Here is a 21,969-nt window from a genome sequence, read left to right on the forward strand (position 1 = left end):
TGGTTACAGTTTTCTCAACTCTTCCAGCGCGGGCCCCAGGTGCCCGCCATGCGCGGCCAGAAGCGTGTCGGCCATGACCGGCCCCGCTCCTGCGGCCAGAAGCACTGCGCGCTTCACCCCGCCCTCGCTTTCGTCGAGCGCGGCGCGCGCCTCTTTCTCGCCCGCCCCCGAGATCGCGGCGACGATCCGCGCCGCCCGGTCCCTGAGCTTGGCGTTATCGGCGCGGACGTTGACCATGTAGCCCTCGTGGACATGGCCCAGCCGCACCGCGATCCCGGTAGAGATCAGGTTGAGCGCGATCTTCTGCGCCGTGCCCGCCGCCATCCGGGTCGATCCGGCGATGACCTCGGGGCCGGTATCGACCAGCACCGCCACATCGGCGCAGGCCAGAAGCGGGCTGCCCTCCACGTTGGCAATGCCGATCACCTTCGCGCCCGCTGCCTGCGCCTTGCGGGCGATCGCCACAGTGTAAGGCGTGCCGCCAGAGGCCGAGACGCAGATCACCACGTCTCCCGGCCCCAGCCTGAGGCCGTGAAGATCCGCCTCGGCAAGGTCGATGTCGTCCTCGGTCGCGCCTTCGAGATGCAGCAGCGCCTCGCGTCCACCGGCCAGAAGCATCGGCGTGCGCGCGGGCGGAATTCCGAAGGTGCCGGAAAGTTCGAGGCAGTCGGCCAGCGCCATCAGGCCGGAGCTGCCCGCCCCGGCATAGGCCAGCCGCCCGGAGCCGCCGAGCGCCGCAGCCCCAAGCTCCACCGCCTGCGCCAGCGCGGGCAGGGCGTGCTCCAGCGCGCGGGCAGAACCGAGCTGGGCCTCGAACAGACGCTGCAACACCTCTTGCGGTGCGGCGACCTGCAGGCCCGCGGCGGCGGAATGTTGCTGCTCGGTGGTGGCGGCCATCCGAATCTCCCTTTGCGTCGATAATGCCAAACTAATACCAATATGCCAAATACTTTTGCAACTCGGTGTAAAAATAAGGAAAATCAGCATACTCTTGCGGAAAGGTATGCTTTTGGTATTATCTTTCGAGAAGGGAGTCGTCATGTCATTTCTTCTTGGCGTCGATGGAGGGGGGACAGGCTGCCGCGCCGCGGTGGCCGATGTGTCCGGCCGCCGTCTGGGCGAGGGCCAGGGCGGCTCCGCCAATATCGTGACCGATCCCGAAACCGCCCGAGCCAACATCCTCGCCGCCGTCGATCAGGCGCTCGCGGGGACCGGCGCGCGGATGGAAGATCTGCACGCCGTCCTCGGCCTCGCCGGCGCCAACCTTCCGGTCTACGCGGAGCGCCTCGCCAGAACGCTGCCTTTCGCCTCGGTCAGCATCCGCTCCGACGCGGTGATCTCGCTGAAGGGCGCCATCGGCGATGCCGACGGCGTGGTAGCGACGATCGGCACCGGCTCCGTCTTCGCCAGCCAGTCCGCGGGCCAGGTGACCCAGATCGGCGGCTGGGGTTTCCAGCTCGGCGACGAGGCCTCCGGCGCCTGGCTCGGCCGCGCGCTCCTCTCCCGCGCGCTCCACGCCCGCGACGGCCTGGCGGAAATGACGCCGCTCCTCGCCGCGCTCACCACCGAGATCGGCAGCCCCGAGGCGCTGGTCGAATTCGCCCGCACGGCCACGCCCGCCGATTACGCGCGCCACGCGCCCCGTCTCTTCGAGACGCGCGACCCGGCGGCGGCGGCGATCCTGGCAGAGGCTGACCTCTGGATCGCGCGGGCCATCGACCGCCTCGCGACAGGCCCCGCCACGCCCGTCACCTTCCTCGGCGGCCTCGGCCCCGGCTTCGCCCGCCGCCTCGAGACCCGCTACCGGAACCGGATTCATCCGGCTCTCGGCAACGCGCTTGACGGCGCGCTCCTCCTTGCGCGGCAGGGGGTGCCGGCATGAACGAACTCTTCGCCCCCGACGAATTCGACGAGGCGGGCCACGGCCCGCTCTACCGCCAGCTCTCCCGGCGGATCGCCGACGGCATCTCCTCCGGCCGCCTGCAACCCGGCGAGAGCCTGCCGCCCGAACGCGACCTCGCCGCGATGACCGGCCTTTCGCGCGTCACGGTCCGCAAGGCGGTGCAGGCGCTCGTCGCCTCCGGTCAGCTGATCCAGCGCCGCGGCTCGGGCACCTATGTCGCTCCGCGGGTGGAGCGGCTGGAGCAGGCGCTGTCGCTGCTGACTTCCTTCACCGAGGACATGCACCGCCGCGGCAAGGCCGCCCGCTCCGTCTGGCTCGACCGCTCGATCCATTCCCCGCGGCCGGACGAGGTGATGGTCCTCGGCCTCAAGGCGCATGACCGCGTCGCCCGCCTCGCCCGGGTCCGCCTCGCCGACGAGGTGCCGCTCGCCATCGAACGCGCCAGCCTGCCCGCCATCCTGCTTCCCGATCCGCAGGCGGTGGAGACCTCGCTTTACGAGGAACTCGGCCGCCTCGGCCACCGGCCCGTCCGCGCCGTGCAGCGCCTCTCAGCCGTCAACATCTCCCCCGCCGACGCGGGGCTGCTGGAAGTGCCCGCCGGATCCGCCTGTCTGCGGATCGAGCGCATCGCCTATCTCGCCACCGGCAAACCCGCCGAATACACCCTGTCGCTCTACCGGGGCGACGCCTATGACTTCGCCGCCGAGCTGCGCCTCGCCGGCGATGCCGAAGGAGCCGCGACATGACCACCCATATGCAGGCGGAGGTCGAGGAGATCCCCGCCGCCACCGCCCGTTTCCTCGCCGCCATGGGACCCGCCGCCGCCGAAGCCGGCGCCGCCATCCGCGCCCGGGGCCCGAGCCTCGTCGCCACCGTCGCGCGCGGCTCGTCGGATCACGCTGCGACCTATCTGAAATACGCCATCGAGCTTTCTGCCGGCCTGCCCGTCGCCTCCATCGGCCCCTCGGTTGCCTCGGTCTACCACCGCCGCCTGAAGCTCGACGGCGCCGTCTGCCTCGGCATCTCGCAATCCGGCAAAAGCCCGGACATCGTGGAAATGATGAAAAGCGCCGCCGATGCCGGGGCGCTGACCCTCGCGCTCACCAATGTCGCGGGATCGCCGCTCGCCGCCGCCGCGGGCCACGCCCTCTCGCTGGAGGCTGGCCCGGAAAAAAGCGTCGCCGCCACCAAGAGCTTCGTCACCTCCGTCGCCGCCGGGCTGCTTCTTCTCGCCGAATGGCAGCAGGACGCCGCGCTGAAAGCGGCGGTCGAGGCGCTCCCCGACGCCTTCACCCGGGCGCTCGCCTGCGACTGGTCGCCGCTCGCCGACCGGCTGGTGCGCGCCCAGTCGCTTTATGTCCTCGGCCGTGGCCCGGGCTTCGCCATCGCCAACGAGATGGCCCTGAAATGCAAGGAGACCTCGGGACTTCACGCCGAATCCTATTCCGCCGCCGAGGTGCTCCACGGCCCGGCCGCCATCGTGCAGGAACGCTTCCCGGTGCTTGCCCTCGGGGTCGAGGATGCGGCACTCCCCGGCGTCATCGCGACGGCAGAGCGGCTGGCGGGGCAGGGGGCCGATGTCTTCCTGACCGCCCCGGGCGCCAAAGCCCCGGTACGCGAACTGCCCTCCGTCACCGGCCTGCACCCGCTGGTCGCGCCGCTGGTCCTCGTGACCACCTTCTACGCCTTCATCGAGGCGCTCGCCCGCCGCCGCGGCTTCGATCCCGACAGCCCGCCGCATCTCAACAAGGTCACGGAGACGGTATGAGAACCATCCTCACCGGGGCGCGCCTGTTCGACGGGCGGACGCTGCACGACGGAATGGCGCTGGTGATCGAGTCCGGCCAGATCGCGGCGCTGCTGCCCGAGTCGGAGGCGCCCGAGGGCGCGTTGGAACGCCTTCCCGGTGGCATCCTCGCGCCCGGCCTCGTCGATCTGCAGGTCAACGGCGGCGGGGGCGTGATGCTGGGCGACGCCGCCTCGGTCGAGGGGATCGCGCGGATCTGCGCCGCCCACCGCCCGCTCGGCTCGCTCTACCTGACGCCGACGCTGATCACCGACCGGCCGGAGGTGACGGCCAGGGTCCTCGCCGCCGGCATCGCCGCCGCGCGCGAGGGCGTGCCGGGTTTCGCCGGGCTCCATATCGAGGGGCCGCATCTCGATCCCCGCCGCAAGGGCGCGCATGACCCGGCGCTGATCCGGCCGATGACGGGCGCGGACTTGGCGGCGCTCTGCCGCGCTGCGGCCGAGCTGCCGTCGCTGATGGTCACGCTCGCCCCCGAATCCGTGACGCCGGATCAGATCGCGGCACTGGCAGCGGCGGGCGTCGTCGTCAGCCTCGGCCACAGCGATACTGCGCTCGGCCCTGCCCGGGCCGCCTATGACGCCGGCGCCCGTTGCACCACGCATCTCTTCAACGCGATGAGTCAGCTCGGCAACCGCGAGCCGGGCCTTGTCGGCGCGGCGCTCGACACCGCCAACGCCTATGCCGGGCTGATCGCCGACGGGATCCATGTCGCGCCCGAGGTGCTACGCATCGCCTGCGCCGCCAAGCGTGGCGAGGACAGGCTGTTCCTCGTCACCGACGCGATGGCCCCGGCCGGGACGGACATGGCCGAGTTCACCCTCGGCGACCGCCCGATCTACCGCCGCGACGGCCGCCTGACGCTTGCCGACGGCACGCTTGCGGGTGCCGACGTCACGCTGCCCGCCGCGCTGAAGGTGATGGTGGAAAAGGTTGGCCTGCCGCTTGACGCCGCGCTGCGCATGGCCACCTCCACGCCTGCCGCCTGCATCGGGGCAGGGGAGCGCATCGGCCATCTCGCCCCCGGACGGGCGGCCGATCTCGTCCATCTCGACGACGCGCTGCAGCTCACCCGGACCTGGTCGGCGGGCGCGTAACCCGCGCTGCGCGCGGCGCCTCCGGCGGGAGTATTTGGGCCAGGAAGAAGCCCCGGACTTTTCCTTGCAAAATACTCTCGGGGGTGAGGCTGCAGGCCGAGGGGGCGGAAGCCCCCTGATCTGCCTAACGAAAAAGGGCGGGCCCAAAGGCCCGCCCCCGAAATCCCATGCCGAAAGGGATCAGCCCGCCGTCGCCGGCTCGCCCTTCGACTTGGCATAGATCAGCAGCGGCTTCGCCTCGGCGGCATTCACAGCCTCCTCGTTCACCACGACCTCCTCGACGCTGTCCATGCCCGGCAGTTCGAACATCGTGTCCAGGAGGATGTCCTCCATGATCGAACGCAGGCCACGCGCGCCGGTCTTGCGCTTGATCGCCCGCTTGGCGATGGCGCGCAGCGCGTCGTCGGTGAAGGTCAGCGCCACGCCCTCGATGTCGAAAAGCCTCTGGTACTGCTTCACCAGCGCGTTCTTCGGCTCGGTCAGGATCGTGACCAGCGCGTCCTCGTCGAGGTCGTTCAGCGTGGCGATGACGGGCAGACGGCCCACGAATTCCGGGATCAGCCCGAATTTCAGCAGATCCTCGGGTTCCAGCGAACGGAAGACCTCGCCCACGCCGCGGGTGTCGTTGTCCTTCACCTCGGCACCGAAACCGATCGAGGTGCCCTTGGAGCGCTGGGCGATGATCTTCTCCAGCCCCGCGAAGGCGCCGCCGCAGATGAACAGGATGTTCGTCGTGTCCACCTGCAGGAATTCCTGCTGCGGATGCTTCCGCCCGCCCTGCGGCGGCACGGAGGCGACGGTGCCCTCCATGATCTTCAGCAGCGCCTGCTGCACGCCCTCGCCCGAGACGTCCCGCGTGATCGACGGGTTGTCGGACTTGCGGGTGATCTTGTCGACCTCGTCGATGTAGACGATGCCCCGCTGGGCGCGCTCGACGTTGTATTCCGAGGCCTGCAGCAGTTTCAGGATGATGTTTTCCACGTCCTCGCCGACATAGCCGGCCTCGGTCAGCGTGGTCGCATCCGCCATTGTGAAGGGCACGTCGAGGATGCGCGCCAGCGTCTGGGCCAGCAGCGTCTTGCCGCAGCCGGTCGGCCCGATCAGCAGGATGTTCGACTTCGCAAGCTCGATATCCGCCGCCTTGGCCGCGTGGTTTAGCCGCTTGTAGTGGTTGTGCACCGCCACCGAGAGCACGCGCTTCGCATGCGCCTGGCCGATCACGTAATCGTCCAGCACCTTGCAGATGTCGCGCGGCGTCGGAACGCCGTCGGTCGCCTTCAGCCCGGAGGTCTTGGTCTCCTCCCGGATGATATCCATGCACAGCTCGACGCATTCGTCGCAAATGAAGACGGTCGGACCCGCGATCAGCTTGCGCACTTCATGCTGGCTCTTGCCGCAGAACGAGCAGTAGAGCGTGTTCTTGCTGTCGCTACCGGAATTGCCTGCCATCTCTCACCTCTGCGGTGCGCCTCCCGCCGGGAAGACTGCATCCCTTCTCATGGCCGCCTTTGGAAAAGTCTAGGACAGCCACAGAACCTTCACAATGCCAAATTTCCCACGTGGTTTTCCGGCTCACGCCGAATCCTCGTCGGCCTTGCCGCGGCTGTCCATCACCTCGTCGACCAGGCCCCAGGCCTTGGCTTCCTCGGCGGACATGAAGTTGTCGCGCTCCAGCGCCGCCTCGACCGCCTCCAGCGACTGCCCGGTATGGCGCTCGTAGATCGCGTTCAGCCGGTCCTTCAGCTTCTGCGTCTCGCGGGCGTGAATCATGATATCCGACGCCTGGCCTTGGTACCCGCCCGAGGGCTGGTGAACCATGATCCGGCTGTTCGGCAGGCTCATCCGCATCCCCTTCTCGCCCGCCGCAAGCAGCAGCGAGCCCATCGAGGCCGCCTGCCCGATGCAGAGCGTGGAGATCTTCGGCCGGATGTACTGCATCGTGTCGTAGATCGACAGGCCCGAGGTCACGACGCCGCCGGGGCTGTTGATATACATGGCGATTTCCTTCGACGGGTTCTCCGCCTCAAGGAACAGCAGCTGCGCCACGATCAGGCTCGCCATCCCGTCATGCACGGGGCCGGCCAGGAAGATGATCCGCTCCTTCAGCAGGCGCGAGTAGATGTCGTAGGCCCGCTCGCCGCGCGAGGTCTGTTCGACCACCATCGGGACGAGGGTATTCATGTAAAGATCGAAGGGGTCTTTCATTGCTCTCCGCCTCATCTCGAGTTGTCTAGCGCAAGCGCCTTGCCAGAGTCTTAGTTGTGCGCACCGGCGCCCGCAAGGCCACCCGGCCAATCGGCGGTCCGCGGGGCCCGGCGGAGAATTCGGCGGCAGGGCTGGACCTCGGGGCGCTCCCCGTGCATCCCTGTCGCAAAAGACGCAACAGAGAATGCCCGAGATGAACACAGCAGAGATCTTCAAGGCCCTCGGCCTGTCCCCCGAAACCCTCTCCGGCGGCACCCTTTCCGTGCGCTCGCCGATCGACGGCGCCGAGGTCGCCCGCCTTGCCGAGACCCCGGCGGCGGAGATGCCGGCGGTGATCGCCCGCGCTCAGGCCGCTTTCCGCGCATGGCGCGACGTGCCCGCCCCGCGGCGCGGAGAGCTGGTGCGCCTGCTCGGCGAGGAGCTTCGCGCCTCCAAGGAAGCGCTCGGCGCGCTGGTGACGCTGGAAGCCGGCAAAATCACCTCCGAAGGCCTCGGCGAGGTGCAGGAGATGATCGACATCTGCGATTTCGCCGTGGGCCTCTCGCGCCAGCTTTACGGTCTGACCATCGCCTCGGAACGGCCGGGCCACCGGATGATGGAAAGCTGGCACCCGATGGGGCCATGCGCCGTCATCACCGCCTTCAACTTCCCCGTCGCGGTCTGGTCCTGGAACACCGCGCTCGCGCTCGTCTGCGGCGATCCGGTGATCTGGAAACCCTCGGACAAGACGCCGCTGACCGCGCTTGCCTGCGCCAACATCCTCGCCCGTGCCATGGCCCGCTTCGGCGATGACGCGCCCGAGGGCTTGATGCAGGTCGTCATCGGCGGGGCGGAGATCGGCGCCGCGCTGACCGCCTCGAAGGATGTGCCCATCGTCTCCGCAACCGGCTCGACCCGGATGGGCCGCGCGGTCGGCCCGGTGGTGGCAGAGCGCTTCGGCCGTGCGATTCTCGAGCTTGGCGGCAACAACGCGATGATCGTCGCGCCCTCGGCCGATCTCGACATGGCGACGCGGGCCATCGTCTTCTCCGCCGTCGGCACGGCCGGGCAGCGCTGCACGTCGCTCCGCCGCCTGATCGTGCATCATTCGATCCGGGAGGAGCTGACCCGCCGGCTGGTGAAGGCCTATGCCACGCTCCCCATCGGCGATCCGCGGACCGCCGGAACGCTGGTTGGCCCGCTGATCGACGCCGCCGCGCGCGACCGCATGACGGCGGCGCTTGACCGTGCCCGCGCCGATGGCGCCACGGTTCACGGCGGCCGCCCCGTCACCTCCGGCGTGCCGGAAGGCGGGGCCTATGTCGAACCCGCGCTCGCCGAGATGCCCGGCCAGACCGAGGTCGTCTGCGAGGAGACCTTCGCCCCCATCCTCTACACTATCGGCTACGAGACGCTGGAGGAGGCGATCGCGCTTCAGAACGCCGTGCCGCAGGGGCTGTCCTCCTGCATCTTCACCCTCAATCTGCGCGAGGCGGAGGCCTTCCTGTCCTCCGCCGGATCCGACTGCGGCATCGCCAACGTCAACATCGGTCCTTCGGGGGCGGAGATCGGCGGCGCCTTCGGCGGCGAGAAGGAAACCGGCGGCGGGCGCGAATCCGGCTCCGACGCCTGGAAGGGCTACATGCGCCGCGCGACCAACACGGTGAACTACTCCGCCCAGCTGCCGCTGGCGCAGGGCGTGAAGTTCGACATCTGACCGGTCCTCGCCCGGGCCGCTGGCCCGGGCGTTCGTCCCGGCAACCCTTCACCGCAGGGTTGCCGGATCGGGCCTCACCATCCGTGGCGCGTTGTTGCCACGGAGGCCGGGCCTAGCTCTTCTTCGCCGCAGGCTTGCGCGCCGCGGGTTTTGCCGCGGGCTTTTTCGGCGCGGGCTTGGCCTTGGCTGCCGCTGGCTTGGCTGCCTCGGGCTTGGCCGCTGCGGGTTTGGCTGTCGCGCGCTTTGGCTTGGCGGGTTTTTCCGCATCCACCTCGGCCCTCGCGCGGTGCCAATGCTCCTGGTCCCGGCCATGCGGCCGGCCCTCGGCCTCCCAGATCTCATAGGCCTTGCGGGAAACCTTCGGATCGTCCTTGCTCATGGTCCATCCTTTCCCTGTCGCTTGTCTGCCCCCCGATCATAGCCGATCCGGCGCGAATTTCGACGCTCACGCATATGTCAGCCCGCGCGTGCGCCCCGGATTTCCTGTCTGGAAATATCCTGCGGGGGCGCGGGGGTGCAAAACCCCCGCTCTTGGCGCCACCGAAACCCGCGTCCGTTGCGGTGCCAAAACGGTGCAAAAGCGGTGCTTTTACGGTATTTGCTTTTCCCAGCATTCCCAAACGCTTGCGCCCCGCGCACCGGCAAGTACCGCAGCAGCGCAGAATTCCCCCTCGGCCCCCCGTCGCCGCTTCCCGCCCGCTGTCCCCGGAAGCACTGGACCTCGGCGCGGCGATGGTCCATATGAGGCCAAACCACCCCGGAGGTTTTTTCGATGGAATTCCTGAAGCGGCTCCTGACCTGGTGGAACGGCCAGACGCTCGGCACGCAGATTTTCACCTGGCGCCACGGCGTCAAGGTCGGCGAGGACGGCGAAGGCAATGTCTTCTACGAGTCCCGCGACGGCAAGCGCCGCTGGGTGATCTACAACGGCGAGGCGGAAGCCTCCCGCGTGTCCGCCGACTGGCATGGCTGGCTGCATTTCACCTGGGACCAGCCGCCCTCGAAGCAGCCGATCGCCCATAAGAAATGGGAAAAACCGCACCAGGAGAACCTGACCGGCACCATGCTCGCCTATGTGCCGCCGGGGTCCATCCGCCGCGAGCAGCCGGCCGAGCGGCGGGATTACGAGGCCTGGCAGCCGGAGTGAACTGATGTCCGAAAACGCCGCCGAAGTGGTCGTTGGCGGGGTGGTCCTGGCCGCCGCCGTTGCCTTCGTGCTCTTCGCGGCGCAGGCCACGGGCTATGCCAAGAGCCAGGGTGACACCTATCCGCTGATCGCCTCCTTCCGTTCGGTACAGGGCATCAGCGTCGGCACCGACGTTCGCCTCGCCGGCATCAAGGTCGGCACCATCACCTCGCTGAAACTCGACCCCAAAACCTATTTCGCCGACGCCACCATCGCGGTGAAGAAGGGCCTCGAACTTCCGACCGACAGCGCCATCCTGATCTCGCAGGAAAGCCTCCTCGGCGGCGATTACGTCGAGATCGTCCCCGGCGGCGCCCCGGGCAACCTGAAGCCCGGCGACCGGATTCTGGACACGCAGGGCTCGGTCAGCCTGATCTCGCTTCTGATGAAATTCGTTGGCGGCCAAGGCGGTGGCTCGAAAAGCTCAAGCGGCGCCGCGGCCACGTCGGGCACCGGTTCGCCATGAGAACGGCCCCCGTCTTTGCGGTGATCCTTGGCTCGGTGGCCTGGCTCGCCGGCCCCGCGAGCGCACAGACTGCCGGCGACGGCACGCAGGGCGGCGTGATCCAGATGCAGCCGCTTAACGCGCTGAAGCCGCAGGCCGTCGCGCCGGGTGCAGGCACGGGAACGGCCCAGCCCGGGCTCGGGCAGACCCAGCCGGTGACGCCGGGCCAGGCGCCCCTCGGGCAGAACCAGGGTGGGCTGGGCCTCAACAGCCTCGGCCTCGGCGCGGACCAGGGAGTCCCGGCGCAGGGGACGGCTGGCCAAGGCACAGCAGGTCAAGGCACGGCGGGTCAGGGTACCGCAGGCCAGGGCACGGCGGGCCAGACTGACAGCAGCGCGCCGGCCCCGTCGGTCCCTGGCCAGACCACCACCACCACGACCACCACCCAGGTCGCCGAGGCGAAGGGCGCGGTGGTGCGCTGGCTCGACAAGATCTCCGGCGACGTGGTCGACGTGACGCTGATGGATGGGCAGAGCAAGACCGAGGGGCGGCTGACCATCACGCTCGCCGATTGCCGCTACCCGGTAAACGATCCGGCCTCCGACGCCTTTGCCTACCTGACGATCCACGACAAGGCGGTCTCCGCCCCGATCTTCAAGGGCTGGATGATTGCCTCAAGCCCGGCGCTCAACCCGCTCGATTCGGCGCGTTACGATGTCTGGGTGCTGCACTGCACCACGTCCTGAGGCGCGGACACCGGCCCCGGCGCGTCGAAATCGCCCCGCCCACGCAGCGCCTTGGCGAGCCGCCTGCGATAGTCCATCCGCGGGATCTCCACCCCGCCGAGGGAGGCGAGATGCGACGTCAGGAACTGCGTGTCGAAAAGCGTGAAATTTCCGCGTTTTAGCCGGTCGACCAGATAGGCCAGCGCGACCTTGGAGGCGTCGGTCCTGCGCGAGAACATGCTCTCGCCGAAGAACGCCGCGCCAAGCGTGACCCCATATACCCCGCCTACCAGCGCGTCCCCCTCCCAGACCTCGACGGAGGCCGCGAAGCCACGCTCGTGAAGCGCGAGGTAGAGTGCCCGGATCGGTGCGTTGATCCAGGTCTCCGGACGGTCGGCGCACGCGTCGACGACCGCCGCAAATGCGGTGTTCACGCTGACGCGGAACTGGCCCGAGAGGATCCGCCGCCTAAGCGAGCGCGAGATGTGGAACCCGTCGAGAGGGATGATGCCGCGGTGATGGGGATCGACCCAGTGCAGTTCCGGATCGTCGCGACTCTCTGCCATCGGGAAGATCCCGGCGGCATAGGCCTGCAGCAAAAGCTCGGGCGTGATCTCCTCGGTCACGGATGTCGCCCCGCCTGGGCGCCCCGCGCCATTGGCGAAGGGCGGGTCTGTGCCTCGATCCGCCGGGCCGGGCCGCGGGGGCCTAGCCGTAGGTGGCAGCGAGCCATTTCTCCAGCCAGTGGATGTTGTAGTTGCCGGTCTGGATGTCGGGCTCGTCCAGCAGCGCGTCGAAGAGCGGCACCGTGGTCTCGATCCCGTCGATGATCAGCTCGCCGAGCGCGCGGCGGAGCCGGGCCAGCGCCTCCGGCCGGTCGCGGCCGTGAACGATGAGCTTGCCGATCAGGCTGTCGTAATAGGGCGGGATCGAATAGCCGCCATAGAGCGCTGAATCCATCCGCACGCCAAGCCCGCCGGGGGCATGGAACATCTTCACCTTGCCGGGGCGGGGGGCGAATTCGGGGATCTTCTCGGCGTTGATCCGCACCTCGATGGCGTGGCCGTTGATCTCCAGCTCATCTTGCGTGAAGGACATCGGAAGCCCCGCCGCCACGCGGATCTGCTCGCGCACTAGGTCGACGCCAAAGATCGCCTCGGTTACCGGGTGTTCCACCTGCAGGCGCGTGTTCATCTCGATGAAATAGAACTCGCCATCCTCGAACAGAAACTCGATCGTACCGGCACCGATGTAGTTGATGCTGCCGACCGCGTCCGCGCAGATCTTACCGATCCGGGCGCGCTGCTCGGGGGTGATGACGGGGCCGGGGGCCTCCTCGAACACCTTCTGGTGACGGCGCTGCAGCGAGCAGTCCCGTTCGCCCAGGTAGACCGCATTGCCCTTGCCGTCGCCGAAGACCTGGATCTCGATATGCCGCGGCTTCTCGAGGTATTTCTCGATATAGACCTCGTCATTGCCGAAGGCGGCCTTGGCTTCGGAGCGCGCGGTGCGGAAGGCGGTTTCCAGCTCCGCCGCATTGCGGGCGAGCTTCATGCCGCGCCCGCCGCCACCTGCCGTGGCCTTGACGAGCACCGGGTAGCCGAAGCTCTCGCCCACTTTCAGCGCCGCGGCCATATCAGGCACGCCGCCCTCGGAACCGGGCACCACCGGGATGCCGAGCGCCTTGGCGGTTTCCTTGGCGGTGATCTTGTCGCCCATGACGCGGATGTGTTCCGCGGTCGGGCCGATGAAGGTGATGCCGTGGTCCTCGAGCACCTGAACGAAGCTGGCGTTCTCGGAGAGGAAGCCATAGCCCGGGTGGATCGCTTCGGCGCCCGAGATTTCGCAGGCGGAGACGATCGCGGGGATCGACAGATAGCTCTGCGCCGATGAGTTCGGCCCGATGCAGACCGATTCGTCGGCCATGCGGACATGCATTGCGTCGGAGTCGGCCGTGGAATGGACGGCGACCGATTTGATCCCCATCTCGCGGCAGGCCCGGATGACGCGGAGCGCGATCTCGCCGCGGTTAGCGATCAGGATCTTCTCGAACATCGCGAAGCCCTTATTCGATAATCATCAGCGGCGCGCCATATTCGATGGGGCTGCCGTCCTCCACCAGGATGCGCTTGACCGTGCCCGACTTCGGCGCCGGGATGTGGTTCATCGTCTTCATCGCTTCGATGATAAGCAAGGTCTGGCCTTCGGAGACCTGCGCGCCGACGGAGACGAAGGGCGCGGCGCCCGGCTCGGCGGCCATATAGGCCGTGCCCACCATGGGCGAGGTCACGGCACCCGGATGCTGGGCGGGGTCCTCGACACTGGGTGCCGCTGCGGCCGGGGCCGCCGCCACGGCGGGGGCGGCCATCGGCGCCGCGGCAACGGCGGGCGCGGCCACGCTCACAACCTGGGTCTGGCGCGAAACGCGCACGTTCAGGCTGTCGTTCTCGCCGTATTCGCGCTTCACCGTCAGCTCGGTGAGTTCGTTTTTATGGAGAAGCTCGGCGAGGGCCTGGATGAAGGCCACATCCTGTTCGTGGGGTTCGTTGGTCATACTGTCCTCGATCACTCCCTTGCCCGTCTCGCACGGGTCTGCATGAGTGGGCCGCTTATACGCCAGCTGTCCGGGGGTGAAAAGCACCCCATTTCCCCAATCTTTCCCCGGGGGAGGCCGGATCCATGGGTTTCGGCGCAAGGAAAGGTCTCCCGGCGGTCGGATTTTGAAACTTTACCATTTGATAAAAAAATGGACCTGTGGCAGCCTTCCTGAAAACAAACGTCCCAACAGGAGAGCTCCACCTTGTCCAACACCCCTCTGACACCCGGCGTGGTGCCGGGGCGTCTGGCCGCCTCGGCGCTGGCGGAGAATTTTTCAGACATCGCCCCGCCGCTTGATCGCCACGAGGCGCAGGTCGCCGCGGACCGCTGCTATTTCTGCTACGACGCACCCTGCACGGTAGCTTGCCCGACCTCGATCGATATCCCGCTTTTCATCCGGCAGATCGCGACCGGCACGGCCGAGGCGGCGGGGCGGACGATCCTCTCCCAGAACATCCTTGGTGGCATGTGCGCCCGCGTCTGCCCGACCGAGACGCTCTGCGAGGAGGTCTGCGTCCGCGAGACGGCCGAGGGAAAGCCGGTAGAAATCGGCCGCCTGCAGCGCTTCGCGACCGACGTGGTGATGGCCAAGGGGGGGCACCCCTTCGCGCGGGCGGCTGCGACCGGCAAGCGGATCGCCGTGGTCGGCGCGGGGCCGGCGGGGCTTTCCTGCGCGCATCGCCTCGCCATGCTCGGCCATGATGTGGTGCTCTTCGACGGGCGGCCGAAGGCCGGCGGGCTCAACGAATTCGGCATCGCCGCCTACAAGGCGGTGGAAGGCTTCGCGCAGGCAGAGGTCGATTGGCTGCTGCACATCGGCGGCATAGAGGTCGAGACCGGAAAGCGCCTCGGCCGGGACCTTACGCTCGAGGCGCTGAAGGCGGAATTCGACGCGGTCTTCCTCGGCATCGGCCTTGCGGGCGTCAATGCGCTTCGCGCCGAGGGCGAGGGGCGGGCACAGGTCCGTGACGCGGTCGATTTCATCGCCGATCTGCGCCAGACGGCCGACCTCGGCGCGCTCGCGGTGGGCCGTGACGTGGTGGTGATCGGTGGCGGCATGACTGCGGTCGATGCCGCGGTGCAGTCGAAGCTGCTCGGTGCCGAGACAGTGACGATCGTCTACCGCCGCGGCGCGGACCGGATGGGCGCCTCGGGCTACGAGCGTGAGCTGGCGGCCTCCAAGGGGGTGCGGATCCTGACCAATGCCACGCCGATCCGTGTCCATGGCGGCGATACGGTCGAATCGGTCGAATTCGCCTATACCGAAGACGGGCCGGGCGGGCTGACGCTTTCGTCCGAGACCTTCCGGCTGAAGGCCGACCAGGTCTTCAAGGCTATCGGGCAGAAGCTGGACGGAGCGCCGGAGGCGTTGAAGATCGAGGGCGGGAAGATCGCGACCGACGCGGCGGGCCGCACCTCGGTTGCCGGGGTCTGGGCGGGCGGTGATTGCGCGCTTGGCGGCGACGACCTCACGGTGACCGCGGTCGCGCAGGGGCGCGACGCGGCACTCGACATTCATGCGGCCCTGGTGGGCTGAAGGAGGCGGACATGGCCGATCTTTCTTCGAATTTCGTCGGGATCAAATCTCCCAACCCGTTCTGGCTGGCCTCCGCGCCGCCGACCGACAAGGAATACAACGTCCGCCGCGCCTACGAGGCCGGCTGGGGCGGTGTGGTCTGGAAGACGCTGGGCGAAGCGGGGCCGCCGATCGTCAACGTCAACGGCCCGCGCTACGGCGCGATCTGGGGCGCGGACCGCCGCCTTCTTGGCCTCAACAACATAGAGCTGATCACCGATCGGCCCCTCGAGGTAAACCTGCGTGAGATCAAGCAGGTGAAGCGCGACTACCCGGACCGGGCGCTGGTCGTCTCGCTCATGGTGCCCTGCGAGGAGGCCGCGTGGAAGGCGATCCTGCCGCTGGTCGAGGAGACAGGCACCGACGGGGTCGAGCTGAACTTCGGCTGCCCGCACGGGATGAGCGAGCGCGGCATGGGATCGGCCGTAGGGCAGGTGCCGGAATATATCGAGATGGTGACGCGCTGGGTGAAGCAGAACTCCCGCATGCCCTGCATCGTGAAGCTCACGCCGAACATCACCGATATCCGCAAGCCCGCCGAGGCGGCGAAGCGCGGCGGTGCCGATGCGGTGAGCCTGATCAACACGATCAACTCGATCACCTCGGTAAACCTCGACAGCTTCTCGCCCGAGCCGTCGATCGACGGCAAGGGCGCGCACGGCGGCTATTGCGGACCTGCGGTGAAGCCGATCGCGCTCTCCATGGTCTCCGAGATCGCGCGCGGCGAGGCGACGCGCGGCCTGCCGATCTCGGGCATCGGCGGGGTGACAACCTGGCGCGACGCGGCGGAGTTCATGGCGCTCGGCGCGGGCAATGTGCAGGTCTGCACCGCGGCGATGACCTACGGATTCAAGGTCGTGCAGGAGATGATCTCCGGCCTCTCCGAATACCTCGACGATAAGGGCATCGCGCTGTCCGACCTCGTCGGCCGGGCGGTGCCGAACGTGACGGACTGGCAGTACCTGAACCTCAACTACGTCACAAAGGCGCGGATCGATCCGGCATCCTGCATCAAATGCGGGCGGTGTTATGCGGCTTGCGAGGATACCTCGCACCAGGCGATTCTGATGAAGGAGGGTCGGGTTTTCGAGGTCGACGACAGCGAATGCGTGGCCTGCAACCTTTGTATCGACGTCTGTCCGGTTGAGGGCTGCATCACGATGGAACCCTTGGCCAAGGGCGCGACCGATCCGCGGACGGGTGCTGTGGTCGGCGATTACGCCAACTGGACGACCCATCCGAACAACCCGATGGCCCGGGCAGCCGAATAGGCTATCGGTCGGCCGCGTCCAGGCAGGCCCGCAGCCGTGCGGGCCCGCCCAGCTTGTCTAGCGCAGCGGCCCCGGCCGCGGCGATCCGGGCCGGCGTATAGGGCCGCGAGATCCGTGCGCCCGGCATCACGAAGGTGAAGGCGCGGGGCAGGGCGAGCCGGCGAGCCTCAGCCCGGGTCCGAGGCAAGGCGGTCTGGCCGAGAAGCGCCATGTTAAGCGCGACGGACCCTTCGCCCAGGCCGCGCTGCGGGCCGGTGTCACCGACCATGGCATAGACCATCCGCCCGTTGGCCGGGTTCACCACCACTGCGAGATCGCCGAGCCCCATCCCCCGTGCGGCAAGGCGCGATCCGCCGGGGACGATGATGAAGGGCAGGCTTAGCGCGTTCAGGTAGCGCCGCTGGTCGCAGCGGCCAAGCCCGGGGTTGGCCGCGCGGCTGGTGGTGGAGACCATGGCACCGGCATCGGGGCCTGCGGTCTGCAGGCAGGGCCGGTGCGCTTCGGGGCCCTGGTCTGCCGGGGTTGCGGCGCCGTAGAAATCGATCTGAGGCGCGGCAGGGGACCAGCCAGCATCCCGCGCCCTGCGGAAGAGGCCGATCAGTCGGGAACATTGACGGTAATCCACCGTCTCTCCCGCGGCTGTCCGCGCGTTCACCGCGTCGCAGACGGTATTGATGGCGCGGCCCTGCTTGCCCCAGGGGTCTCGCGGATCATAGGCATTGGGCGCGCCATCGGTGTTGACCGCGTAATCGGTCGAGAAGGCCAGCACGCCCGGCCCGGCGAGAACCTGTCGCCGGCCGTGGAACGTGTCATGGATAAAGCGGACCGGAAGATCGCAGCGCGCGCCTTTCGCAGGTCCGAGCAGGCCGACCGGGATCTGCCCCGCGGGCGCGGAAGCGGGCATGGACCCGCCGGACGGGCCGAAACTCTGTTGCGGGGCGCAGGCGGCAAGCAGGATTGGAAACAGTCAGGGCGTCCAAAGACGAAAGCGCATCGGATGGCCCTTTCCAACTGAGGAACACGCTTGCGGGGCGGCAATGTAGCACGGATCGCGGCGAATTAGGTGAAGCGGGAGGGCGCGGGCCCTTGCCCTTCTGGCGGGCCCGGCCCTCGGCCCGCCAGCCACGGCCCACGCCCCGACGCGATGGTGAGCGCGAGGCCCCGGATCAGGCCGGCGCGCCCGGCGCCACGTCAGGACTGGTGGTCGAATGTGGGGCCGGGATCGGGGCGTTCGCCGCCAGATCGGGGGCGGCGGTCGCGCGCGCCACCTCGGCGCTGGCCGGTCCCCACGCAGGCCCTGAACCGGCTCCCTTAGCTTCCGTCCCGACGCCCGGCGCGACCGCATGCGGCTGGTGCGTGGCCGAGGCCTGCGCCGCCGAAAGGCCTGCGGAAGCCCCCGGATCCGCGGCCGAAAGCGCCTGGACCTGGGCGTAACCCTCGGCGTTCAGCCGGGCGAGCAGGTTCTGGAGATAGGCGTCCAGCTCCAGTGGGGTGGTGGTGAAGGTGGGCGGCGGGCCGGTCGGCGTGTTCAGATCCGGCTGGTGGGCCTGGGCGCTGCCGGGGCTCGTGGCCGGGGCTAGCGGGGCCGCGATGGGCGCGGCCGTGGCGGGCAGGGCCGCAGCGGTACCCACGCCATCGCGCGCATCGCGCCGAGTGGTCCCGGCGGCCGGGCGGCCCGTGGTGGTCATGGCGGTGCCGACGTCCCCGTCTCGCGCGGTCGCGCTGACCGGCCAGACCGAGGTAACGGGCGACAGATTCCCGATATCCATGATGCTGCCTTTCGGAAGGGCTCAGACATCCTTGCGTCTAGAAACCTAGACCCCGGGCCTTTCCAGTCGATTAACGCGCGCCCGGCCCCGGCGGGGCAAGGGCGGCGCGGTAGAGATGGGACAGAAACCGCTCCGCCTCGTCATAAGGCGCGTCGCCGCTCTGCCCGAGGACGCGATGCACCTGAATGTCGAAGTCCGCGTAATGCTGGGTCGTCGCCCAGATCGAGAACATCAAGTGATAGGGATCGATGTCCGCCAACCTCCCGGCGGCGCTCCAGCCACGGATCAGCGCTGCCTTCTCGTCCACCAGCGCCTTCAGATCCTGCTCGATCATGTCGAGGATGCGCGGGGCGCCCTGCAGGATCTCGTTGGCGAAAAGCCGGCTTTCCCGCGGGTAGAGGCGGCTCATCTCAAGCTTGCGGCGGACGTAGGCGAGGATCTCCTCCACCGGCTCGCCCTCCGGATCGAGCGCGCGTAGGGGATCGAGCCAGGTGTCCAGCAGTCCCGAGAGAAGCGTGACGTGCATCGCCTCCTTCGACGGGAAGTAATAAAGCAGGTTCGGCTTTGACAGCCCCGCCCGCTCGGCGATCTGGTCGAGCGTCGCGCCTCGGAAGCCATATTGGGAAAAGACATCGAGCGCGGCGTCCAGGATCACCTCGGAATTCCGCGCCTGGATGCGGGTGCGCGCCCGCGGTGCCGCCATGGCCTGTCTCCCCCCGCCGATCTTCCTTGCAAAGTGCTCAGGCTTCGCCTTGACTGCCTTTTGACCTTTGGTAGCCTGCCGCTGACCAATTGGTCAAACATTCATTCATCCGCCGCCAGCGGGACCGCGAAGGCCGGGGCGTGCAAGACGGGGGAGAAGGGCCATGGCGCTCGACCGCAAGCCGGCACCGAACGATCTGGACGCGTTCTGGATGCCGTTCACTGCGAACCGGCAGTTCAAGAAGGCGCCGCGAATGCTCGTCGCCGCGAAGGACATGCATTACACCACCGCTGACGGCCGGCAGGTGCTGGACGGGACGGCGGGCCTGTGGTGCTGCAACGCCGGCCATTGCCGCCCGAAGATCACCGAGGCGGTACAGAAGCAGGTGGCCGAACTCGACTACGCCCCCGCCTTCCAGATGGGCCATCCGATCGCCTTCGAACTCGCCAACCGCATCGTCGAGATCGCCCCGGACGGGATCGAGCACGTATTCTACACCAACTCGGGCTCCGAGTCGGTGGAGACGGCCCTGAAGCTTGCCATCGCCTATCACCGCGCCCGCGGCGAGGGCACGCGGACCCGGCTGATCGGGCGCGAGCGGGGGTATCACGGCGTCAACTTCGGCGGCATCTCGGTCGGCGGGATCGTCAACAACCGCCGCCATTTCGGCACGCTGCTGACCGGTGTCGACCATCTGCCCCACACCCATCTGCCGGGCCAGAACGATTTCACCCGTGGCCAGCCCGAGAAGGGCGAATGGCTGGCCGACGATCTGGAACGGATCGTGGCGCTGCACGGGGCGGAGACCATCGCCGCGGTGATCGTGGAGCCGATGGCCGGCTCGACTGGCGTGCTGTTGCCGCCGAAGGGCTATCTGGAAAAGCTCCGGGCGATCACCAAGAAGCACGGCATCCTTCTGATCTTCGACGAGGTCATCACCGGCTTCGGGCGCCTCGGCTCGCCCTTTGCTGCGCAGCATTTCGGCGTGCTGCCGGACATGATGACCACCGCCAAGGGCCTGACCAACGGGGTGATCCCGATGGGCGCGGTGCTGACCACGGGCGATGTGCATGATGCCTTCATGAACGGGCCCGAGCATATGATCGAGCTCTTCCACGGCTACACCTATTCCGGCAACCCGGTCGCCTCAGCCGCCGGGATCGCGACGCTGGAGACCTACAAGGAAGAGGGCCTCTTCCAGCGCGCGGCCGACCTTGCGCCCTATTGGGAGGACGCGCTTCATTCGCTCAAGGGCCTGCCGCATGTCATCGACATCCGCAACATGGGCCTGATCGGCGCGGTGGAGCTGGAGCCGATCGCGGGCGAGCCCACCAAGCGCGCCTTCAACGCCTTCCTCAAGGGCTTCGAGAAGAACATCATGGTCCGCACGACAGGCGACATCATCGCCATGTCGCCGCCGCTGATCATCGAGAAGGCCCATATCGACCAGCTGATCGGCACCCTCGCCGATGTGCTGAAGTCCCTGGACTAGAGCGATGCGGCCAGCCTGCACCGCCACCCCGATGATTGACGATGAACGGGTCCGCGTGACCCGCTTCGACTTCGCGCCGGGGGCGGAGACGGGCTGGCACCGGCACGGCCTGGACTATTTGATCACTGCGATCACCGACTGTCCGATGCTGCTGGAAGAGCCCGGCGGGGGCGCGCGGCGCGTGCTCGTCCCCGCCGGAACCTCCTACCGCCGGTCGGAGGGGGTAGAACATAACGTCGTCAATGACGGCCCTGATCCGATGAGCTTCGTCGAGGTTGAGCTGAAATAGCCCTCGGCGCCGCCATGGCGCATTCCCTAAAATTCTAGGAATACGAACCGGTTCTGCCCGAATCCTTTCGTTCTTGCGTCCATTCGGGGCCGTCAATTGCCCTGCGACGACGCAATCGGCCAGACCGGCCCCGAGACAGGAGACGCGCCATGACCCGCCCCAAGAACACCGCCGTGACCACGACCGTGAATGCCGCCCTCGCCGGGGGGGAGCCGATCCTTGTCGATGCGCAGATAGCGCAGGAAACAGCCGCCGAGGCCGCTCCTGGCAAGACCGATCGCGTCCGTTTCCACTGGGACGAAAGCTATCGCTGGACGGTCGACCTGCCGCATCAGGACGGGCGGCGGCGGTCAACGCACCGGCTGGCCGGCGTTCAGATGGGGGACTGGGCGCTTGCAGCGACCCTGGAAAACCTCGTCGCCAGTCGGCGCGAGATCTGGGCGTCGGCCTGATCCCCGCCTGACTCAGGGGCGGCCCTGCGCTCGCGGGCGCTAGAGCCAGTGGCATCACGCCCCTCAGAGCACGCCGATCCCCCGCAGCACGATCGCCTTCACCCCATCCTTGGCCGCCTTCCACTGCTTGTCGCTCAACGGTTTTCCTCCGTTCAGCGTCTCGATCTGGTGGCCAAAATCGGCGTAATGCTGCGTCGTGGCCCAGAGCATGTAGAGCAGGTGCTTCGGATCGCACGGTGCCATCAGTCCGGCATCGATCCAGCGCTGGATCACCTGGGCCCGCCCCTCGGTCCAGTCCCGGAGCGTCGTCTCCAGGTAATCCTGGATCACCGGCGCGCCATGCATCACCTCGCTCGCCCAGACCTTGGAGCCGAAGGGATGCCGGCGCGAGATCTCCATCTTGGCGTCGATATAGGCACCGATCCCCTCTGCCGGGCCGGCTGCGCCGTCCATGCTGTCGGCGGCATGAAGCCAGATCTCGAAAATATTGCGCACGACCTGACGGTAAAGATCCTCCTTAGTCGCGAAATAATAATGCAGGTTGGCCTTCGGCAGTCCGGCCATATCCGCGATAAGCTGCATCGTGGCGCCGCCAAAGCCCGCCTCGGCAAAGACTTTTTCCGCCGCCTTCAAAATGAGCGATTCGCGCTCGCGGCGGATCTCTGCGCGGCGGAGCGGGCGATCCTGAGCGGTCATGCGTGCCGGGCCCCCTCAATTTTCCTTGACCGGATGGTCAGGTTATGGTGCGCTTCAACCTG

Annotated in this window: 24 protein-coding genes; 13 read left to right on the forward strand and 11 right to left on the reverse strand. The window is 68.0% G+C overall.

What is annotated here, in order from left to right:
• Positions 1–3: 3 nt before the first annotated feature.
• A complete protein-coding gene (locus EIP85_RS02745; protein WP_127900620.1) occupies positions 4–897 on the reverse strand; it encodes an N-acetylmuramic acid 6-phosphate etherase in 894 nt (297 codons plus the stop codon).
• 142 nt (positions 898–1,039) lie between these two features.
• Here EIP85_RS02745 and EIP85_RS02750 point away from each other — a divergent pair, with 142 nt between their 5' ends.
• From EIP85_RS02750 to nagA, 4 genes are read left to right on the forward strand one after another with little or no spacing between them, the layout of a single operon-like run.
• Entirely contained in the window at positions 1,040–1,882 is an 843-nt protein-coding gene (locus tag EIP85_RS02750; RefSeq protein ID WP_127900621.1) for a glucosamine kinase nucleotide-binding domain-containing protein, read from the forward strand.
• On the forward strand, positions 1,879–2,649 hold the full coding sequence (locus EIP85_RS02755; RefSeq protein ID WP_127900622.1) for a GntR family transcriptional regulator: 771 nt from the start codon (positions 1,879–1,881) through the stop codon (positions 2,647–2,649). Before EIP85_RS02750 ends, EIP85_RS02755 begins: the two co-directional genes overlap by 4 nt.
• Complete coding sequence (locus EIP85_RS02760) at positions 2,646–3,671, forward strand: SIS domain-containing protein (RefSeq protein WP_127900623.1); 1,026 nt, start codon at positions 2,646–2,648, stop codon at positions 3,669–3,671. Before EIP85_RS02755 ends, EIP85_RS02760 begins: the two co-directional genes overlap by 4 nt.
• On the forward strand, positions 3,668–4,804 hold the full coding sequence (nagA, locus tag EIP85_RS02765) for an N-acetylglucosamine-6-phosphate deacetylase (RefSeq protein ID WP_127900624.1): 1,137 nt from the start codon (positions 3,668–3,670) through the stop codon (positions 4,802–4,804). The genes EIP85_RS02760 and nagA overlap by 4 nt, the downstream gene beginning before the upstream one ends.
• Before the next feature lie 180 nt (positions 4,805–4,984).
• Here nagA and clpX read toward each other — a convergent pair whose 3' ends face one another.
• Positions 4,985–6,253, reverse strand: a complete 1,269-nt coding sequence (gene clpX, locus EIP85_RS02770) for an ATP-dependent Clp protease ATP-binding subunit ClpX (RefSeq protein ID WP_127900625.1) — start codon at positions 6,251–6,253, stop codon at positions 4,985–4,987.
• Between the two features lie 123 nt (positions 6,254–6,376).
• Positions 6,377–7,009 carry an ATP-dependent Clp endopeptidase proteolytic subunit ClpP gene (gene clpP / locus EIP85_RS02775; RefSeq protein ID WP_127900626.1) on the reverse strand — a complete coding sequence of 211 codons (633 nt, stop codon included), beginning with the start codon at positions 7,007–7,009 and terminating at the stop codon, positions 6,377–6,379.
• A 193-nt stretch (positions 7,010–7,202) separates the two neighbouring features.
• Here clpP and amaB point away from each other — a divergent pair, with 193 nt between their 5' ends.
• Positions 7,203–8,705, forward strand: coding sequence for an L-piperidine-6-carboxylate dehydrogenase (amaB, locus tag EIP85_RS02780; RefSeq protein WP_127900627.1), 1,503 nt, complete (start codon positions 7,203–7,205; stop codon positions 8,703–8,705).
• A gap of 112 nt (positions 8,706–8,817) precedes the next feature.
• On the opposite strand, the gene EIP85_RS02785 is transcribed toward amaB, so the two are convergent.
• Positions 8,818–9,084, reverse strand: coding sequence for a DUF2934 domain-containing protein (locus tag EIP85_RS02785; RefSeq protein ID WP_127900628.1), 267 nt, complete (start codon positions 9,082–9,084; stop codon positions 8,818–8,820).
• 393 nt (positions 9,085–9,477) lie between these two features.
• Between EIP85_RS02785 and EIP85_RS02790 the strand changes: the two genes are divergently transcribed.
• The 3 genes from EIP85_RS02790 to EIP85_RS22985 are packed head-to-tail and all read left to right on the forward strand — an operon-like array spanning position 9,478 to position 11,082.
• Positions 9,478–9,852, forward strand: coding sequence for an NADH:ubiquinone oxidoreductase subunit NDUFA12 (locus tag EIP85_RS02790; protein WP_127900629.1), 375 nt, complete (start codon positions 9,478–9,480; stop codon positions 9,850–9,852).
• Between the two features lie 4 nt (positions 9,853–9,856).
• Positions 9,857–10,357, forward strand: a complete 501-nt coding sequence (mlaD, locus tag EIP85_RS02795) for an outer membrane lipid asymmetry maintenance protein MlaD (protein ID WP_127900630.1) — start codon at positions 9,857–9,859, stop codon at positions 10,355–10,357.
• Positions 10,354–11,082 carry a DUF2155 domain-containing protein gene (locus EIP85_RS22985; RefSeq protein WP_241559870.1) on the forward strand — a complete coding sequence of 243 codons (729 nt, stop codon included), beginning with the start codon at positions 10,354–10,356 and terminating at the stop codon, positions 11,080–11,082. The genes mlaD and EIP85_RS22985 overlap by 4 nt, the downstream gene beginning before the upstream one ends.
• Here the strand turns inward: EIP85_RS22985 and aat are convergent.
• The 3 genes from aat to accB all read right to left on the reverse strand — a co-directional run bounded on the left by aat (position 11,046) and on the right by accB (position 13,615).
• Positions 11,046–11,687 (reverse strand): leucyl/phenylalanyl-tRNA--protein transferase, encoded by a 642-nt coding sequence (gene aat, locus EIP85_RS02805; protein ID WP_277749280.1) that lies wholly within the window; start codon positions 11,685–11,687, stop codon positions 11,046–11,048. The two genes, EIP85_RS22985 and aat, sit on opposite strands and share 37 nt — an antisense overlap.
• A gap of 82 nt (positions 11,688–11,769) precedes the next feature.
• Complete coding sequence (gene accC / locus EIP85_RS02810; protein ID WP_127900632.1) at positions 11,770–13,116, reverse strand: acetyl-CoA carboxylase biotin carboxylase subunit; 1,347 nt, start codon at positions 13,114–13,116, stop codon at positions 11,770–11,772.
• A gap of 10 nt (positions 13,117–13,126) precedes the next feature.
• Entirely contained in the window at positions 13,127–13,615 is a 489-nt protein-coding gene (gene accB, locus EIP85_RS02815) for an acetyl-CoA carboxylase biotin carboxyl carrier protein (protein ID WP_127900633.1), read from the reverse strand.
• A 246-nt stretch (positions 13,616–13,861) separates the two neighbouring features.
• On the opposite strand from accB, the gene EIP85_RS02820 reads away from it, so the two are divergent.
• Together EIP85_RS02820 and preA are read left to right on the forward strand one after the other, a co-directional pair.
• Positions 13,862–15,196, forward strand: coding sequence for an NAD(P)-dependent oxidoreductase (locus tag EIP85_RS02820; RefSeq protein WP_127900634.1), 1,335 nt, complete (start codon positions 13,862–13,864; stop codon positions 15,194–15,196).
• An 11-nt stretch (positions 15,197–15,207) separates the two neighbouring features.
• Positions 15,208–16,506, forward strand: coding sequence for an NAD-dependent dihydropyrimidine dehydrogenase subunit PreA (gene preA, locus EIP85_RS02825; protein WP_127900635.1), 1,299 nt, complete (start codon positions 15,208–15,210; stop codon positions 16,504–16,506).
• 1 nt (position 16,507) lies between these two features.
• Here the strand turns inward: preA and EIP85_RS02830 are convergent, their stop codons facing one another.
• From EIP85_RS02830 to EIP85_RS02840, 3 genes are all read right to left on the reverse strand, one after another.
• Positions 16,508–17,410, reverse strand: a complete 903-nt coding sequence (locus EIP85_RS02830; protein ID WP_127900636.1) for a glycoside hydrolase family 75 protein — start codon at positions 17,408–17,410, stop codon at positions 16,508–16,510.
• A 262-nt stretch (positions 17,411–17,672) separates the two neighbouring features.
• The gene (locus EIP85_RS02835) at positions 17,673–18,275 is read right to left on the reverse strand and encodes a hypothetical protein (protein WP_127900637.1); all 603 of its coding nucleotides are present in this window, start codon (positions 18,273–18,275) and stop codon (positions 17,673–17,675) included.
• 70 nt (positions 18,276–18,345) lie between these two features.
• Positions 18,346–18,978, reverse strand: a complete 633-nt coding sequence (locus tag EIP85_RS02840) for a TetR family transcriptional regulator C-terminal domain-containing protein (protein WP_127900638.1) — start codon at positions 18,976–18,978, stop codon at positions 18,346–18,348.
• Between the two features lie 163 nt (positions 18,979–19,141).
• Here EIP85_RS02840 and aptA point away from each other — a divergent pair, with 163 nt between their 5' ends.
• From aptA to EIP85_RS02855, 3 genes are all read left to right on the forward strand, one after another.
• Complete coding sequence (gene aptA / locus EIP85_RS02845; RefSeq protein ID WP_127900639.1) at positions 19,142–20,470, forward strand: omega-aminotransferase AptA; 1,329 nt, start codon at positions 19,142–19,144, stop codon at positions 20,468–20,470.
• 4 nt (positions 20,471–20,474) lie between these two features.
• Positions 20,475–20,759 carry a cupin domain-containing protein gene (locus EIP85_RS02850; protein WP_127900640.1) on the forward strand — a complete coding sequence of 95 codons (285 nt, stop codon included), beginning with the start codon at positions 20,475–20,477 and terminating at the stop codon, positions 20,757–20,759.
• 149 nt (positions 20,760–20,908) lie between these two features.
• Positions 20,909–21,211 carry a hypothetical protein gene (locus tag EIP85_RS02855; protein ID WP_127900641.1) on the forward strand — a complete coding sequence of 101 codons (303 nt, stop codon included), beginning with the start codon at positions 20,909–20,911 and terminating at the stop codon, positions 21,209–21,211.
• A 63-nt stretch (positions 21,212–21,274) separates the two neighbouring features.
• Here EIP85_RS02855 and EIP85_RS02860 read toward each other — a convergent pair whose 3' ends face one another.
• On the reverse strand, positions 21,275–21,907 hold the full coding sequence (locus EIP85_RS02860; protein ID WP_127900642.1) for a TetR/AcrR family transcriptional regulator: 633 nt from the start codon (positions 21,905–21,907) through the stop codon (positions 21,275–21,277).
• Positions 21,908–21,969 lie beyond the last annotated feature (62 nt).

The sequence above is a fragment of the Solirhodobacter olei genome (assembly GCF_004010155.1).
Classification (GTDB): domain Bacteria; phylum Pseudomonadota; class Alphaproteobacteria; order Rhodobacterales; family Rhodobacteraceae; genus Solirhodobacter; species Solirhodobacter olei.